This is a genomic window from Kitasatospora sp. NPDC057738 (assembly GCF_042798815.1).
GTDB lineage: Bacteria > Actinomycetota > Actinomycetes > Streptomycetales > Streptomycetaceae > Kitasatospora > Kitasatospora lactacystinica.
Genome location: NZ_JBHVJT010000120.1, coordinates 1 through 15,607, shown reverse-complemented (window position 1 = coordinate 15,607; position 15,607 = coordinate 1). Strand labels below are relative to the sequence as shown.

Annotated in this window: 11 protein-coding genes; 2 read left to right on the top strand and 9 right to left on the bottom strand. The window is 74.1% G+C overall.

All coding sequences use genetic code 11. The annotated features are described in order from the left end of the window. Positions 1 to 103 precede the first annotated feature (103 nt). The 7 genes from ACFVGO_RS37685 to ACFVGO_RS37655 form a co-directional block, all read right to left on the bottom strand. A complete protein-coding gene (locus tag ACFVGO_RS37685) occupies positions 104 to 865 on the bottom strand; it encodes a maleylpyruvate isomerase family mycothiol-dependent enzyme (protein ID WP_380636702.1) in 762 nt (253 codons plus the stop codon). A gap of 94 nt (positions 866 to 959) precedes the next feature. Next, on the bottom strand, positions 960 to 2,267 hold the full coding sequence (locus ACFVGO_RS37680) for an aldehyde dehydrogenase family protein (protein ID WP_380636699.1): 1,308 nt from the start codon (positions 2,265 to 2,267) through the stop codon (positions 960 to 962). A 152-nt stretch (positions 2,268 to 2,419) separates the two neighbouring features. Next, entirely contained in the window at positions 2,420 to 3,307 is an 888-nt protein-coding gene (locus tag ACFVGO_RS37675; RefSeq protein WP_359915215.1) for an NAD(P)-dependent oxidoreductase, read from the bottom strand. Further along, the gene (locus ACFVGO_RS37670) at positions 3,307 to 4,455 is read right to left on the bottom strand and encodes a cytochrome P450 (RefSeq protein WP_380636697.1); all 1,149 of its coding nucleotides are present in this window, start codon (positions 4,453 to 4,455) and stop codon (positions 3,307 to 3,309) included. The genes ACFVGO_RS37675 and ACFVGO_RS37670 overlap by 1 nt, the downstream gene beginning before the upstream one ends. Continuing rightward, complete coding sequence (locus ACFVGO_RS37665) at positions 4,452 to 5,963, bottom strand: AMP-binding protein (RefSeq protein ID WP_380636695.1); 1,512 nt, start codon at positions 5,961 to 5,963, stop codon at positions 4,452 to 4,454. Before ACFVGO_RS37665 ends, ACFVGO_RS37670 begins: the two co-directional genes overlap by 4 nt. Positions 5,964 to 6,116: 153 nt before the next feature. Beyond that, entirely contained in the window at positions 6,117 to 6,860 is a 744-nt protein-coding gene (locus tag ACFVGO_RS37660; protein ID WP_359915221.1) for a glycosyltransferase family 2 protein, read from the bottom strand. Beyond that, entirely contained in the window at positions 6,857 to 7,870 is a 1,014-nt protein-coding gene (locus ACFVGO_RS37655; protein WP_380636691.1) for a 3-oxoacyl-ACP synthase III family protein, read from the bottom strand. The genes ACFVGO_RS37660 and ACFVGO_RS37655 overlap by 4 nt, the downstream gene beginning before the upstream one ends. 221 nt (positions 7,871 to 8,091) lie before the next feature. Between ACFVGO_RS37655 and ACFVGO_RS37650 the strand changes: the two genes are divergently transcribed. Both ACFVGO_RS37650 and ACFVGO_RS37645 read left to right on the top strand, forming a co-directional pair. Beyond that, positions 8,092 to 8,955 carry an LLM class flavin-dependent oxidoreductase gene (locus ACFVGO_RS37650; RefSeq protein WP_380636689.1) on the top strand — a complete coding sequence of 288 codons (864 nt, stop codon included), beginning with the start codon at positions 8,092 to 8,094 and terminating at the stop codon, positions 8,953 to 8,955. Between the two features lie 243 nt (positions 8,956 to 9,198). After that, positions 9,199 to 9,894, top strand: coding sequence for a phosphatase PAP2 family protein (locus ACFVGO_RS37645; protein WP_380636687.1), 696 nt, complete (start codon positions 9,199 to 9,201; stop codon positions 9,892 to 9,894). Between the two features lie 121 nt (positions 9,895 to 10,015). Here ACFVGO_RS37645 and dnaE read toward each other — a convergent pair whose 3' ends face one another. Continuing rightward, positions 10,016 to 13,579, bottom strand: coding sequence for a DNA polymerase III subunit alpha (gene dnaE, locus ACFVGO_RS37640; RefSeq protein ID WP_380636685.1), 3,564 nt, complete (start codon positions 13,577 to 13,579; stop codon positions 10,016 to 10,018). A 348-nt stretch (positions 13,580 to 13,927) separates the two neighbouring features. Continuing rightward, positions 13,928 to 15,055 (bottom strand): NADH:flavin oxidoreductase, encoded by a 1,128-nt coding sequence (locus tag ACFVGO_RS37635; protein ID WP_380549655.1) that lies wholly within the window; start codon positions 15,053 to 15,055, stop codon positions 13,928 to 13,930. Positions 15,056 to 15,607 lie beyond the last annotated feature (552 nt).

The following is a 15,607-nucleotide window of genomic DNA, read 5'->3' as shown; positions in this document are numbered from 1 at the left end:
TTGACCCGCCGGCAGTCCGTCCTCCTCCCCCCTCCCTGGCTTCCCGCTCCGGGGGCGTCGGCGCGGCCCCCCGGGCAGGGGGTTCAGGTGCCCGGATGCTCTCCTAGAAGGCGGAGTTGGTGAACCAGAGGTCCAGCAGTCCTTCGTCCCCGGAGGCCGTGATCCCGGGCGCCGAGCGGTCGGTGCGGCCGTAGAGGAGGAGCAGGAGGTCGGCGGCGGTGGCCGAGACCGTGGCGTCGGCGTCGGTGGCGGTCGTGTCGGCGGGGGCCGGGCCGAAGCCGTCGGGGCGCAGGTGGATCAGCCAGTCGCCGTCGCCGTCGGTGCGGGTGAAGCGGAGGGTGCGGTCGGCGGCGCGGAGCTTGGCCGTGTGCGGGGCGAAGAGGGTGGCGTGCGGCAGGTTGGTGAGGAATTCGGACACGCCGTCCGCGGCGAGGTCCGGGTCGATCTCGGGCTTGAGCCCCAGGGCGAGTTCGGCGTCGACGCGGTGGACGAGGGTCTCGAAGAGCATCCGGCGCACCCAGAAGCGGGCGTGCTGGTCGGCGCCCCAGGCCCACATGGGGGCGTCGAGGTCGGTCGCCGCGAACGTCGCGGCCGCTTCCGCGCCGGCCTCGGTGAGCCACGCCGGGTAGTCCTCGGCCCGTTCGGGGAGCTTGAGGTCGACGTCCCGGCTGGTGGGCGGTGCCTGGATGCGTTGCCGCAGCAGGACGGTGAACCAGCGCTGGACGCTGCCGGCGTGGCGGAGCAGGTCGGCGAGGGTCCAGTCGGGGCAGGTGGGGACGGGGGTGGCCGGGTCGGCGGAGCGTACGGCGGTGGCGAACCTGTGGGTCTCGGCGGCCACGGCGTCGACGTGCTCGTTCGGGGTCATGGACGGTTGCTCCGGAGGGATTCAGGGGCCGGTGGGACCAGCGGTCCGGTGGCGAGGGTGAGGGCGAGGGTGGAGGGGGAGGGCAGGGTCGGGATCAGCCGAGGGGCTTGTCGACGACGGCCTTGGTGTGGCTGAACGTGTCGATCGAGTACTCGCCGTGGTAGCGGCCCATGCCGCTCTCGCCGACGCCGCCGAACGGCAGGTCGGGCATCGCCAGGTGCGAGACCGGGAGTCCGAAGCTGAGCGCGCCGGAGGAGGTCTCCTCGGTCAGTCGCCGCTTGGTGTCCGCGGATTCGGTGAAGGCGTAGAGGGCGAGCGGCTTGTCGCGCTCGTTGATGAAGGCGATCGCCGCGTCGAGGTCGGGGACGGTGAGGACGGGCAGGATCGGGCCGAAGATCTCGGACTGCATCACGGGGGCGGTCGCGGGCACGTCGGCGAGGACGGTCGGGGCGAGGTAGCGCGTGGCGCGGTCGTGCCCGCCGCCGGTGACGGTGCGTCCGTCGTCGAGCAGTGCGGTGAGCCGGTCGAAGTGGCGCTCGTTGACGATGCGCCCGTACTCGGTGCTCGTGGCCGGGTCCTCGCCGAACAGTTCCCGTACGGCGTCGGCCAGTTCGCGTTCCAGGCCGGCCGCGGTGTCGCCGACGGCGAGGACGTAGTCGGGGGCGACGCAGGTCTGTCCGGCGTTGAGGAACTTGCCGCGGGCGATCCGCCGGGCGGTGACGGCGAGGTCGGTGCCGGGGTCGACCACGACCGGGCTCTTGCCGCCGAGTTCCAGGGTGACCGGGGTCAGGTGTTTGGCGGCGGCGGTCATGACGATCCGTCCGACGGTGCCGTTGCCGGTGTAGAAGATGTGGTCGAAGCGCTGCTCCAGCAGGGCGGTGGTCTCCGGGACGGCGCCTTCGACGACCGCCACGGCCTCCTCGCCGAGGTAGCGCGGCAGCAGCTCGGCCACGGCCGCGGAGGTCGCGGGGGCGAGTTCGCTGGGCTTGAGGACGGCGGTGTTCCTGGCGGCCAGGGCGCCGACGAGCGGGGCCAGGGCGAGCTGGAGCGGGTAGTTCCAGGGGGCGATGATCAGCACCACGCCCAGGGGTTCGCGGACGATCCGGGCCTCGGCGGGGCGGAAGACCTCCGGTACGGCGGCCGGCTTCGGGTCCAGCCACTCGGCCAAGTGGGCGACGGTGTGGTCGAGTTCGTTGAGCGTGAAGCCGATCTCGGTCCGGTACGCCTCGGCGGCGCTCTTGCCGAGGTCGGTGTGCAGGGCCTGCTGGAACGCCTCGGCCTGTTCGGTGAGCAGGGCGCGCAGGGCGGCCAGCCTGTTCAGGCGCCAGGTGAGCGGCCTGGTCCGGCCGGTGGAGAATTCGGCCCGCAGGCGGGCGACCACGGTGGGGATGGCGTCAGTCATGAGGGGTCTCGCGGTCTTGAGGTGGGGAGCCGGTGCTTGCGGGCAGAAATTTTTCACTACCTGAAGCAATGGCGACCCTAGGGATGAAAGGTTGAGTTTGTCAAGCATCCTCCGGCGATTCTCCCGGCATCCCCCGTTCGCTCGGGCAGGTGTCAGGGGTGGTAGTCGCGCAGGTCGTGGGCGGGGTGCCAGCCCTGGGCGCGGGCGCGGGTCAGGTCGAGGACGACACCGCGGGTGAGGAGGTCGACGGTGTACGGGGTGAGGCCGGGGACCACCGCGGTGCGGGCGGCGAGGCGGACGAGCGGCGCGGGGAGGTGGGCGAGCCGGGCGGGGCGGCGGTGGACGGTGAGGATGTGGCGCAGCGCGTCGTCGCGCCGGTACGGGGCGGCGTCCGCGATGTTGTAGGCGCCGGGAGCCCAGGGCGCGGCGCCGGTGAGGCCGAGGGCGGACAGGCAGGCGTCGGTGAGGTTGGCGACGGCGGTCAGACTGAGCGGGAGGTCCCGGCCGGGCAGCGGCAGCAGACCGTACCGGGCCCGGCCGAGCAGCTGCGGAAGGAGGTGCGGGTCTCCGGGGCCGTACACGGCGCGGGGGCGCAGGACGACGGCACCGGCCGCGAGGGCGAGCCGCTCGGCGGCGGCCTTGGTGCGGCCGTAGGCGTTGAGGTGGCCGGCGGTGGTGGGGTGGTCCTCGGTGAGGACGGCGGCGCTGGTGCGGGGATCGTAGACGCTGGCGCTGCTGACGTGGACGAGGGGGCGGCCGGCGGTGGCGCGCAGGACGCGCTCGGTGCCGGTGACGTTGACGGTGCGCTGGTGGGCCTCCGCCGGGTGGCCCGGGGGCAGGTCGGCGACGGCGGCGGCGCAGTGGACGACGAGGTCGGCGCCGGTGAAGTCGGGGTCGTGGGCGGCGGCGTCCCAGCCGAGGTGGCGGCCGACCGGTCCGGGGCGGCGGCCGTGGCAGGTGACGTCCAGGCCCAGGGCGGCGGCGGTGCGGGCGAGGTGGGCGCCGCAGAATCCGGAGGCGCCGGTGACGGCGATGCGCATCAGGACCGTCCTCGGCGGAGCGTGAGTTCGGCGTAGCCGGGCAGGGCGCAGCGGCGGTCGACGCGGGCTCGGGTGACCACCGGGCGATGGGGGGCCAGTGCGAGGAGCACGTCGGCGAGTTGGGCGCGGGCCAGGCCCGCACCGGGGCAGGCGTGGGGGCCGGCGCCGAAGACGGCCTGGGTGGCGGCAGGGTCCGGGCTCGGAGCGCGGTGGTGGGCGTGGGCGGCGTGCCGGGCGACCAGGATCAGCCGGTCGCCGCGGCGCACCCGGTGACCGGCGAGGATGGCGTCGGCGGCGGCCGCCCTGGGCAGCAGCGGGGAGGGCGCGGTGAGGCGCAGCAGTTCGGCGGCGAGACGGGGCGCGGTGGCCCCGTCGACGGCCGCCCACAGGCCGGCGTTGGCGCACCAGGCGACGGCGCGGGGGACGGCCGCGAGGGTGGTGTTGACGGCGGCGACGGCGACCATGGCGTCACGCGGATCGGGCAGCAGGGCGCTGAGGCGGGCAGCGGCGTCGACCGCCTCGGCCGCGGCGCGGGCACGGCCCGGGCGCGGTCCTGGCAGGTGGTCGCGGGCGGCAGCGGCGGCCGCCTCGGCTGCGGCGTCGGCGAGTCGACGTGCCGGGACGGCCGCACCGGTGAGGGCGGCGGCGGTGGTTCCGGCCAGCTCCCTTACCAGGTCCACGAGTTCGAGGTGCCCGGTGGCCAGGTCGGGGACGCGCTCGGCGAGGACGGCCTGCCAGAGCGGGCGGATCCGGGCGCGGGCGCCGGTGTCGACGCCGGCGGCCAGCGTACGGCGGGCGGTGCGGTGGTCGCCGCCGTCCTGGTCGAACAGCGCGCCGCCGTCGGTGAGCCGGGCCGCCGCGCCGCCGGTGGTGCCGGGCGCGGTGCGGTGCAGCGGGACGCGGGTGAGGGCCTCGCGGTAGGCGTCGGCGCCGTGCACCAGCAGGGTGCGGCCGATCCGCAGGACCGGGCGGCGGCGGGTGGCGCAGAGCAGCGCGAAGAGCGCGGGGTGGCTGTGCAGGTAGACGCGTCGGTCGCGGCGCCGGGCCCGGCGGGAGGCGGCGAGGGACGCGAGGTCCGTGGCGGTGGTGGTCCCGGAGAGGGTCCCGGTGGGCGTCGCGGTGGCGGTCGTGCGGTCGGACGGGTTCATCGGGCCAACTCCTGTGCGCAGTGGGCGGATGCCGCGGCCCGGTCGGGTTTGCGGGAGCGGCCGGCGAGCGGGACGGTGCCGAACAGGACGGCGTCGGGGCGGGCGGAGCCCATGCGGTCGAGCGGCCCGCGCAGGGCGGCGCGCAGGTGCCGCGGGTCGGTCCTGGGCGCGGGCTGGACGAGGGCGACCAGCCGTTCGTCCCCGTTCCCGTCGGGAACGCCGACCAGCACGGCCAGTTCGACGCCGGGCACGTGCAGCGCGGGCTCGTACAGGCCCGGGTAGATGTTCTCGGCGTGGCGCAGCACCATGTCCTTGAGGCGGCCGGCGAGGACGATCCGTCCGTCGGGGGTGAGGCGGGCGTGGTCGCCGGTGCGGATCCACGGGTCGGGTTCCTCGCCGAGGTAGCGGTGGCGGGCGCCGGGGCCGGTGAGGTGGAGTTCGCCGTCCTCGGCGAGGCGGGCCCGGACGCCGGGCAGCGGGTGGCCGACGAGGTCGCCGTTCCCGTCGTGGGCGGCCTTGTCCGCCTCCTCGACCGCGGCGGCGGGGAACAGTTCGGTGAGCGCGTAGACGCTCCACGCTTCGTCGGCACCGGATTGCTTGACCCGGCGCAGCAGGGCGGCGTCGGCGGGGGCGGAGCCCGTCCAGACCCGGCCGGTGAAGCGGGCCCCGGCGGTGAGGGCGGCGCGCAGCTGCGGCGGGGTGAGGTAGGTGTGGGCGGGGGAGAGCCGGGCGAGCTGGCGGCCGAGCGCGGCGGGGCGGCGGGCGGGCAGAACGACGGCGGCGCCGGCGGCGAGTGCCGGGACGAGGACGAAGAAGGTGCCGCCGAGGACGACCGTGCCGGGGCGCGGGCCGACCAGGTCGGCGACGGTGCCCAGCCCGGCGGCGAGGCCGGCGCGGGTGTGGACGACGGCGCGCGGTCGGGCGGTGGTGCCGGAGGTGAAGACGATCACCGCGTCCTCGCTGCCGTGGCCGTGGCCGTCGCCCTCGGACGGGGCAGCGGGCAGGGCGCTGTCCGCCGGGCGCAGCCGGGGTGCGCAGCCGGGCAGGCGGCGGCCGAGGGTGGCGACCGGCCCCAGTGCGGTGAGCCGGGGGAGTGCGAGGTCGGCGCGGCGGGCCAGCGGCCCCGCCCAGCCGGCGACGGCCTGGGCCGCGGCGTCGGCGAGGAAGAGATCGGGGCGGGCCAGTGCGAGTCGGGCGGCGAGCACGTCGGGTCCGGCGGTCGGGTCGAGGACGGCGATCCGCAGGCCCAGCCGGTGGGCGGCGAGCATGACGGCCAGCGCGCGCGGGCCGGGACGGACGGCGACGCCGACGGTCGCGCCGGGACCGGGACCGGAGCGAGAGCCGGAGCCGAGGCCGTGGGCGTGCAGGGCGGCGGCGTAGCCGTCGGCCAGGTCGGCGAGCTCGCCCCGGCGGATCACCGGGCGGACGGTGCCCAGGGCGGTCTGGCGCAGGACGGCGGGCCGCTCGGGATGGTCGGCGCGCAGGGCGTGGGCGAGGCGGTCGAGCACGGAGGGCTGCTTTCGGGGAGCGGAGGTGGGCTGGGTGGGCGGCTGCGACGGCCGCCGCGGTGGGAATCGGCGGCCCCGGCGGTCCAGGCGGCCGCCGGCGGGTTCGGTCGACGACGGCCGGTCCGATGGATGCCTGGACGCCTGGATGCCGGCTCAGCGGACGTCGACGGGGCGCGGTCCGGCCCCGCGCTCCAGGTACCAGCGCGCCGTGCCCACCACCCCGTACGCGCGGATCCGGCGCGTGGAGTTCTGCACCACCATGTCGCGGCGGCGCACCACCGCCGTGGTGTGCCGGCGGACCCTGTTGAGGAACGCCCGGTCGGTGGGGGAGGGTCGGCGGGGCATGCCGCCGACGGCCTGGTAGAGCTCGGCGGTGATCGCCATGTTGTTGCCCGCGTGCATCCGGTAGGGGGTCAGGTAGCCGTGCCGGCGGTGGTGGGCCGGCCGGATCCGGCCGAAGAAGGCGCCGAGGGCGACCAGCAGCAGGAACACCGCGCGTCCGGCCGGCCCGTGTTCGTCGCGGCGGGCGGTGACCCGGCCGCAGACGAGCCCTCCGCTGTCCAGCAGGCCGGCCCGGGCGGCGGCGGTCCAGCCGGGTTCGGGCAGGCAGTCGGCGTCGGTGCGGGCGAGCAGGGTGGCGCCGTGGGCGATCGCGTGGCGGAAGGCGGTGTCCACGGCGGAGCCGACGCCCTTCTCCGGCTCGACCAGCACCTCGACCGGGAACGGTGCGCGGGCGGCGAACGCGCGGACGGTGGCGACGGTGCCGTCGGTGGAGCCGTTGTCGGCGACGAGGAGGGTGAAGTCGCGGTCGCGCTGGGCGGTGAGGGCGCGCAGCACCCCGTCGATGCGGTCCTGCTCCTGGTAGGCGGGGACCACCACCCACAGATCGGTCCTCACGACGCCTCCCAGACCATGGTCATCAGGCTGACGCCGCCGCCGAGGCCGACCAGCAGGACCTTGTCCCCGGGGGCCAGCGTGTCGCGTATCCGGTCGAGTTGGACGCCCAGGGTGGCGCTGGCGACGTTGCCGATCTCCGGGACGGTGAGGACCAGCTTCCCGGCCGGCGCCCCGGTCAGTTCGACGAAGCGTTCCAGGTACGGGAGGGTCACCTGGTGCACCAGGACGCGGGCGTAGTCGTCCCAGCCGAGGCCGGTGCGGGCGGCGAGCCGGGCCAGAACGGCCGGGCCGATCGTCTCGAAGATGCCGCGCAACTCCTTGCCGCCGCCGCGGAAGTAGCTGTGCTCGTCGCCGCGCGGGTGCCGGGACCCGCCGCCGGGGATCCCGCCGGCCTCCCAGTGCTCGGAGGCGGTGGCGGTCTCGATGTCGAGGATGCCGCCCCGCTCGACGGCCTCGACGACGACGGCCGCCCCGGCGTCGCCGAAGGTGTAGCCGGCGAAGCCGTCGCGCACCTCCGCGATGCCGGAGGGAGCGCGGCGCATGGCCCGGCTGGGGGTCTCCCCGGTGACGACCAGGGCGCGGCGGGCCCGTCCGGCCAGGATCATCGCCCGGGCCAGGTCGATCCCGTTGAGGAAGCTGTTGCAGGCGTTGCTGACGTCCAACGCGTGGGCCCGGGTGCCGAGTTCGGCCTGCACGATGTGGGCGGTGGCGGGCTCGCAGACGTCCCGGGTGGCGGAGGCGAACAGCAGCAGGTCCACGTCCCGCGGATGCAGCCCGCGGGTGTCGAGGGCGCGCCGGGCGGCGCCGACGGCGAGGGTGGAGGCGTACTCGTCGTCGGCGGCGAAGTGCCGGCTGCGGATCCCGGTCGCCTTCTCGAACATCCGCTCCGGCAGGGCGAGTCGGCCGCCCGTGGCGATCTCGTCCTGAAGCTGCTGGGAGGTGAGCCGGCGGGCCGGCAGGTGGGAGCCGACGGCGGTGATGCCGATCCGCGGTATCGCTGCTGATTGCATGCCTCCATGCTCCGGCGATCACGGCCGGGCCGGCCTGAGTACGGGTACTCAGAGCGGCCCGTTCCGCTACCCGATCACGTCTGTGCAGGTGGACGGTTGCCGGGCTCGTCCTACCTCGTGAAGCCGCCGACGCCAGGACCCGGGTGACTTCCCGGGTGCTCGGGAAGCCTGATGGGGCACACGTCTTGCCCGCTCCGGGGCCGGCTGCGCATCCTGCTGGAATGCGCTTCTCCGTCAACATCCCCAACTTCGGTGACTTCGCCGACCCCCGCAACGTCGCGACCGTGGCCGCCGCCGCCGAACAGGCAGGCTGGGACGGCCTGTTCGTCTGGGACCACGTACTGCATCGACGACACCAGGGGCGTCCGTTCGCCGACCCCTGGATGCTGCTGACCGCGGCCGCGCTGGCGACCTCCCGGATCCGGCTGGGTACCCTGCTGACGCCGGTCCCCCGGTACCGGCCGCAGCAACTCGCCCGCCAGGTCGCCACCCTGGACGTCCTCAGCGGCGGCCGGGTGATCTTCGCCGCCGGCCTGGGCGGTCCGATCGAGGACGAATACCTCAGCTTCGGCGACACCTCCGAACCGCGCCTCCTGGCCGAACGACTGGACGAGGGGCTGGAGCTGTTGAGGCGCTTCTGGTCCGGCGAGGCGGTGGACCACCACGGCCGGCACTACGAGGTCCGGGACGTGACCTTGCTGCCCGCCACCGCGCAGCAGCCCTGTCCGCCGGTGTGGATCGGCGGGTTCTGGCCGCGCCGCCCGCCGATGCGAAGGGCGGCGCGGTGGGACGGCGCGGTGCCGCTCTTCGAGACGGCCCGGCACGGCCAGGTACCGGACGTGGCGGAGGTACGGGATCTGGTCGGCTATGTGCGCGGGCACCGTACGGTCGCGGCCGAGCGCCCCTTCGAGTTCGTGCTCGGCGGCGCCACGCCGCCGGACGCGGCCAGGGCCAGGGATGTGATCGGTCCGCTGCGCGACGCCGGTGCCACCTGGTGGGACGAGCGCCGGCTCCAGACCGGCCCGGACCTGGATCGGCTGCTCCCGGTGCTCCGCCGCGTCGAGGCGGGGCCGCCGGTCCTCTGATCGGCCGTCGAGGGCGCGCCGCGCCGGTCGGTGGGGTTCGCCGGTGGCCCGGCGGGGCAGCGCGGGGCGGTGGCCGGGGCCGTTCAGGACGACCTGGTGAACCGGCGTCGACCGGCCGGGGGCCACGACCCGCGCGAGGCCGTGGCGGGGGCGCCGGCCGGTGCCGCCGGGCGCGGGCTCGCTACCCTGGCCGCGCGGGGCCGCGTTCCGGTGGCCCCGCGCGGTGCTGGCAGGAGGGCTGGGATGGCGGCTGACCGGATGACGGAGCGTCGGCGGTGGGTGGTGGTGCTCGTCGGTGCGTGGTCGGCCTTCGCGGTGGTCGCGGCGGTGGTGGCCGTGCACGGCTGGGCGCCGTTCGCCTTCGAGCAGACCGCCATCGACTGGTGCACCGCGCATCGCCCGGAGCTCGCCCGAGCCGTGGCCATGGCCGTCACCTCCCTCGGCACCGGCGTGGTCCCCTACCTCCTCGCCCTGGCCGCGGGCGTCCTCACCGCCCTCGGGACCACCGGCTCGCCGAGGCGCCGGTGGACGACGGTACGGGCGCTGCTCCTGCCCGTGGTGTGGCTGGCGCTGGGGCAACTGCTGCGCCAGGGACTGATGCACGCCTTCGGCCGGCCCCGGCCGCCCGTGACGGACTGGGCGTTCACCGCCTCCGGTTTCGCCTTCCCCTCCGGGCACGCCTTCACGTCCGCCCTCTGCGCCGGCCTGCTCGCGCTCGCCGTCGCCCGTACGCGCCCGGCCGCCACCCGCGCGGCCGTCGTCGGCGCCGTGCTGTTCGCGGGCACGATCGGCCTGAGCCGTATCTACCTCGGCGTGCACTGGCCGCTGGACGTCCTCGCCGGCTGGCTGCTGGCCGTCGGCTGGCTGGCGGCCGGCGCCGCGGGCTCCTCGTACCTGCCGGAGTGCGCGAAGCGGTCCGGCGCGACCAGGACCGGGTAACCGGGACCGCGTGGCCGGACCGCCGGGCCCGCCGCTTCCGTCCTGACCGGAAGGAAATGAAGACACCAGCTGTTCTTCGATCGCCGCCCACACTCCGACTCTCATCTTCCCCCGGCGCCGGTCAGGACCGGACGGCTGCGCCCACCCAGGCGCGGTTGCCGAGGAGGGTCTTGACGTCCGAGGCGAGCCCGTTGTCCGGGTTCACCCGGTATCCGAGCTCGTAGAGGGTGTCCTTGTCCCAGTTGGTGGTGCGCAGCCGGACCGGGACGTCGCCGGGGTGGGCCTGGAGGGCGAGCTTGAGTTCGGCGACCACCTGGGGGTTGATCCGGGCGGCCGGGACGGTGATGTGCACCGGCGGCTTGGTGCCGAGCTCGGCGGAGGAGACGTCGAGGGTGGTGATCTCCTGGCCGAAGACGCTCAGGGACCCGTCGCGTTCGTTGAGCCGGCCGCGGATCGAGATGACGTTGTCCTCGATCATCTGCTCGGCCATCAGGTTGTAGGTCGCGGGGAAGAACAGCACCTCGACGGAGCCGTCGCGGTCGGCGAGGGTGATGATGGCCCACGCGTTGCCGGCCTTGTTGATCCGCCGGTCGACGCCGGTGATCAGGCCGGACAGGCGCACCTCGCCCTCGGAGCGGCCGGAGCCGAGGAGTTCGGCGATCGAGGTGTCGCGGCTCTGGGAGAGGATGTGCTCGGCGCCGTCGAGCGGGTGACTGGAGACGTAGAGGCCGAGCATCTCGCGTTCCAGGGCGAGGAGTTGGCGGCGGGGCCATTCGTTCTCGGTGAGCTGGAAGTCCAGCCCGATGCCGGGTCCGTCGTTGCCGGTGTCCAGGGCGCCGAAGAGGTCGTCCTGGCCGATGGCCTGTTGCTTCTTCAGCCCGGTGACGGCGTCGATCGCGCTCTCGTGCACGGTGCTGAGCGAGAGCCGGGTGTGGCCGAGGGAGTCGAAGGCGCCCGCCTTGACGAGGGAGTCGACGGTGCGCTTGTTGCACACCACCAGTTCGACCTTGTCCAGGAAGTCGGCGAAGGAGGTGTACTTGCCCTGCTCGCCGCGGGTGCGCACCAGGGACTCGATCACGGGTACGCCGACGTTGCGCACGGCCTTGAGGCCGAACCGGACGTCGCTGCCGACGGCGGTGAAGTCGACCACGGACTCGTTGACGTCGGGGGAGAGGATCTTGATGCCCATCTGCCGGCACTCGGCCAGGTAGACCGCCATCTTGTCCTTGTCGTCGGCGACCGAGGTGAGCAGCGCGGCCATGTACTCCGCTGGGTAGTTGGCCTTGAGGTAGGCGGTCTGGTAGGAGACCAGGCCGTACGCGGCGGAGTGCGATTTGTTGAACGCGTAGCCGGCGAACGGGACCAGGACGTCCCAGACCGCCTGGATGGCCTCGTCGGAGTAGCCGCGCTCCTTGCAGCCGGCGTGGAAGGGGACGAACTCCTTCTCCAGCACCTCCTTCTTCTTCTTGCCCATCGCCCGGCGGAGCAGGTCGGCCTGGCCGAGCGAGTAGCCGGCGAGCACCTGGGCGGCGCGCTGGACCTGCTCCTGGTAGACGATGAGGCCGTAGGTGGGGCCGAGGACGTCCTTCAGCGGCTCCTCCAGCTCGGGGTGGATCGGGATGATCTCCTGCTGGGCGTTCTTGCGGAGCGCGTAGTTGGTGTGGGAGTTCATGCCCATCGGGCCGGGCCGGTAGAGCGCGGAGACGGCGGAGATGTCGGCGAACTCGGTGGGCTTCATCAGCTTGAGCAGGGCGCGCATGGGGCCGCCGTCGAGCTGGAACACGCCGAGGGTGTCGCCGCGGGCCAGCAGCTGGTAGGTGGTGGGGTCGTCGATCGGGATCTTCTCGATGTCGACGTCCACGCCCCGGTTGGCCTTGACGATCTTGATGCAGTGATCGATGATGCCCAGGTTCCGCAGCCCCAGGAAGTCCATCTTGATCAGGCCCATGGCTTCGCACGACGGGTAGTCGAAGCCGGTGATGATCACGCCGTCCTTGTCCCGCATGTGCAGCGGGATGAGGTCGAGCAGCGGCGTCGAGGAGAGGATGACGGCGGCGGCGTGCACACCGGTGCCGCGGATCAGGCCCTCGATGCCCAGTCCGGTGTCGATGATCTTCTTGACGTCGGACTCGTTCTCGTACAGCGAGCGGATCTCGGTGCCCTCGTTGTACCGCGGGTGCTTCTCGTTGAAGAGGTCCGCCAGCGGGACGCCCTTGCCCATGACGTCCGGCGGCATCGCCTTGGTGATCCGGTCGCCCATCGCGAACGGGTAGCCGAGGATGCGGTTGGCGTCCTTGACGGCGGCCTTGGCCTTGATCGTGCCGAAGGTGTTGACCTGGGCGGTGTAGGCGGAGCCGTACTTCTCGGTGACGTAGCGCACCATCTGGTCGCGCTGGCGGTCGTCGAAGTCGATGTCGACGTCCGGGGGGTTGATGCGCTCGGGGTTCAGGAACCGCTCGAACAGCAGGTCGTGCTCCAGCGGGTCCAGCTCGGTGATCCGGGTCAGGTAGGAGACCATCGAGCCGGCCGCCGAGCCTCGGCCCGGGCCGACCGGGATGCCGTTGTCCCGGGCGTACTGGCAGATGTCGGCGACCACGAGGAAGTAGGCGTCGAAGCCCATCGGGGAGATGACGCCCATCTCCAGTTCGACCCGGTCCAGCACCTCCTGGCTCGGGTTGTCGCCGTAGCGGTGCTGGAGGCCGGCGGCGATCTTCTGGCGCAGGAACGAGGCCTGGGTCTCGCCCTCGGGGACGTCGAACTGCGGCATCCGGTCGACGTAGTTGAAGACCTCGTCGTACGACTCGACCCGCTCGGCGATCGCGAGCGTGTTGTCGCAGGCCTCCGGCAGTTCGCGGAAGAGCTCGCGCATCTCCTCGGCGGTCTTCACGTAGTAGCCGCTGCCGTTGAACTTGAACCGGTTCGGGTCGTCCTTGTTCTTGCCCACGCCGACGCAGAGCAGGCTGTCGTGGGCGTCGGCCTGGTCGGCGGTCACGTAGTGCGAGTCGTTGGTGGCCAGCAGCGGGATGTTCAGCTGCTTGGCCAGGCGCAGCAGGTCCTCGCGGACGTCCCTCTCGATGGACAGGTCGTGGTCCATCAGCTCCAGGAAGTAGTTCTCCTTCCCGAAGATGTCCTGATAGGCGCCGGCGGCCTTCACGGCCTCCTCGTACTGCCCGAGCCGCAGCCGGGTCTGCACCTCGCCGGAGGGGCAGCCGGTGGTGGCGATGATGCCGGTCGCGTTGGCGGCGATCAGCTCGCGGTCCATCCGGGGCTTCATGTAGTAGCCCTCCATCGACGCGAGCGAGGAGAGCTTGAAGAGGTTCCGCAGACCGGTGGCGTTCTGTGCCCACATGGTCATGTGGGTGTAGCGGCCGCCGCCGGAGACGTCCTTGCCGCCCTCGCCGTCGGCGCCGGACGGGCGCTGGCCGCCCGGCGACCAGAACACCTGCTTCTTCAGGAAGCGGGAGGCCGGGGCGACGTACGCCTCGATGCCGATGATCGGCTTCACCCCGGTCTTCGCGGCGGAGTGGAAGAACTCGTAGGCGCCGAACATGTTGCCGTGGTCGCTCATCGCGATGGCGGGCATGCCCTGTCTCTCCGCCTCGGCGAAGAGCTTGCCGTTCTTCGCCGCCCCGTCCAGCATCGAGTACTCGGTGTGGACGTGCAGGTGCGCGAAGCTGTCGGACACGGCGCTGTGCTCCAGGAAGGGGTGTCGGTCGGGGAGCGTCCCACGCTAGCCGATCGGCGGGGGCGACGCGCCGGGCCGGGGTCCCGTTGCCGGGACCTTGACGCATCCTCCCCGGTTCCCCGACGGGCGACGGCACGTCCGGGTAGGGTGGGGCCCGTTTGCCCGGGGGCGTGGCGCGGGGGCGCGGCGGAGGCAGGCCGACGCGAGGGCAGGCCTGCCAACTCGACTGCGGGGCAGTCGGGTTGTGCAGCAGTGGAGCAGCGGAGCAGTGGGGCCCGGGGTCGGGCCTCGCCCGGCCCGCCGGACCCGGCCGCACGCGCGGTGCGGCCGGGCCCTCGGGCGCGGTGGTCAGCTCAGGGTGCGGATCGCGGCGGCGTCGTAGGGGCGCAGGTCGTCGAAGCGGCCGGAGAGGACCTTGGCGGCCCACTGCGGGTCCTGAAGCAGGGCGCGGCCGACGGCGACCAGGTCGAACTCGTCGCGCTCCAGCCGGTCGAGCAGGTTGTCGATGCCCCGGACCGGGGAGCCCTCGCCCGCGAACGCGCGGACGAAGTCGCCGTCGAGGCCGACCGAGCCGACGGTGATGGCGGGGCGGCCGGTGAGCTTCCTGGTCCAGCCGGCGAGGTTGAGGTCCGAGTCCTCGAACTCGGGGACCCAGTAGCGGCGGGTCGAGGCGTGGAAGGCGTCGACGCCGGCCGCGGCGAGCGGGGCGAGGATCGCCTCCAGCTCCTGGGGCGTCTCGGCGAGACGGGCCTCGTAGTTCTCCGACTTCCACTGCGAGTAGCGGAAGATCACCGGGAACTCCGGGGAGACGGCCTCGCGCACCGCGGCGACGAGCTCGGCCGTGAACGCCGTCCGGGCGACCGCGTCGCCCCCGTAGGCGTCGGTGCGGCGGTTGGTGCCCGCCCACAGGAACTGGTCGAGCAGGTAGCCGTGAGCGCCGTGCAGTTCCACGCCGTCGAAGCCGATCCGCTCGGCGGCCGCGGCGGCCTCGGCGAACGCGCCGATGACGGCGTCCAGGTCGGCCCGGGTCATCGCCCGACCGGTTCCCTCGGTCCCGTCCAGCCGGATCCCGGACGGGCCGACGGCGGGGGCGTCGGCGAACGGCGGGTCGCCCTGCTTGCGCACCATGCCGATGTGCCAGAGCTGCGGCACGATGGTGCCGCCCGCCGCGTGGACGTCCTCGGCGACGCGGGCCCACCCGGCCAGCTGCTCCTCGCCGTGGAAGCGCGGGATGTCGTCGCTCTGGCCGGCCGACTCGTGGCCGACGTACGTGCCCTCGGTGACGATCAGGCCCACGCCGGCGGCGGCGCGGCGGGCGTAGTAGGAGCGCACGTCCTCGCCGGGTACGCCGCCGGGGGAGAACCTGCGCGTCATCGGCGCCATCGCGATGCGGTTGGGCACGGTCAGCCCGTTGATCGTGACGGGCCGGGACAGGATCCCGGCCGCGCGGGAGGCCGGGTTCTCGGTGACGGTCATGGGATTCCTCGCGGTAGCGGCAGCGATGGCGTGCGCCGGGGCGGAAGCGGTCGCCCGTGCCAACCACCCCGGCGGCCCCCGCATTTCGCCGACCCCGCCCGACCGGCTGTGATCCGCGCCACTGCGCGCCGCGCGCCGCGCCCCCTCGGGGCCGGGGCGCGGCCGCCCGCCGGCCGTGCCCCCCGCTGCGGGTGAGCCGCAGGCCTGCCGGCCGGGGTGGCTGCCAGCGCTCTGCCAGGGGTCTGCCAGCGAGGTGCGGAACGGTGGGACGCGTCGGGAGGAGCGCCGCGACCGAGGAGCGCGCGACCGCCCGGCCACGGACGAAAGGACTCCCGCATGACTCGCACATCCCGTCCCCCCGGCCCCGTCGGGGGCCGCCGCCGGCCGAGGGCGTCCCGCACGGCGGGGCACCGCGTGGCGACCGCCTGGCGTCTGGGCGCGGGGGGGGGGGGGGGGGGGGGCGGGGGGGGGGGGGGGGGAGGGGAGGCGGGGGGATATATGGGCGCGTAAAAGCAGGTGGGGAGGTGGTCGGCGCGGGAAGCTTGGGGATGC

Excerpts from the sequence above, each read along its gene's own strand:
- ACFVGO_RS37685 (WP_380636702.1), bottom strand. The coding sequence starts at position 865 with ATGACCCCGAACGAGCACGTCGACGCCGTGGCCGCCGAGACCCACAGG.
- ACFVGO_RS37680 (WP_380636699.1), bottom strand. The coding sequence starts at position 2,267 with ATGACTGACGCCATCCCCACCGTGGTCGCCCGCCTGCGGGCCGAATTC.
- ACFVGO_RS37670 (WP_380636697.1), bottom strand. The coding sequence starts at position 4,455 with ATGAACCCGTCCGACCGCACGACCGCCACCGCGACGCCCACCGGGACC.
- ACFVGO_RS37635 (WP_380549655.1), bottom strand. The coding sequence starts at position 15,055 with ATGACCGTCACCGAGAACCCGGCCTCCCGCGCGGCCGGGATCCTGTCC.
- ACFVGO_RS37655 (WP_380636691.1), bottom strand. The coding sequence starts at position 7,870 with ATGCAATCAGCAGCGATACCGCGGATCGGCATCACCGCCGTCGGCTCC.
- ACFVGO_RS37675 (WP_359915215.1), bottom strand. The coding sequence starts at position 3,307 with ATGCGCATCGCCGTCACCGGCGCCTCCGGATTCTGCGGCGCCCACCTC.
- ACFVGO_RS37645 (WP_380636687.1), top strand. The coding sequence starts at position 9,199 with ATGGCGGCTGACCGGATGACGGAGCGTCGGCGGTGGGTGGTGGTGCTC.
- ACFVGO_RS37650 (WP_380636689.1), top strand. The coding sequence starts at position 8,092 with ATGCGCTTCTCCGTCAACATCCCCAACTTCGGTGACTTCGCCGACCCC.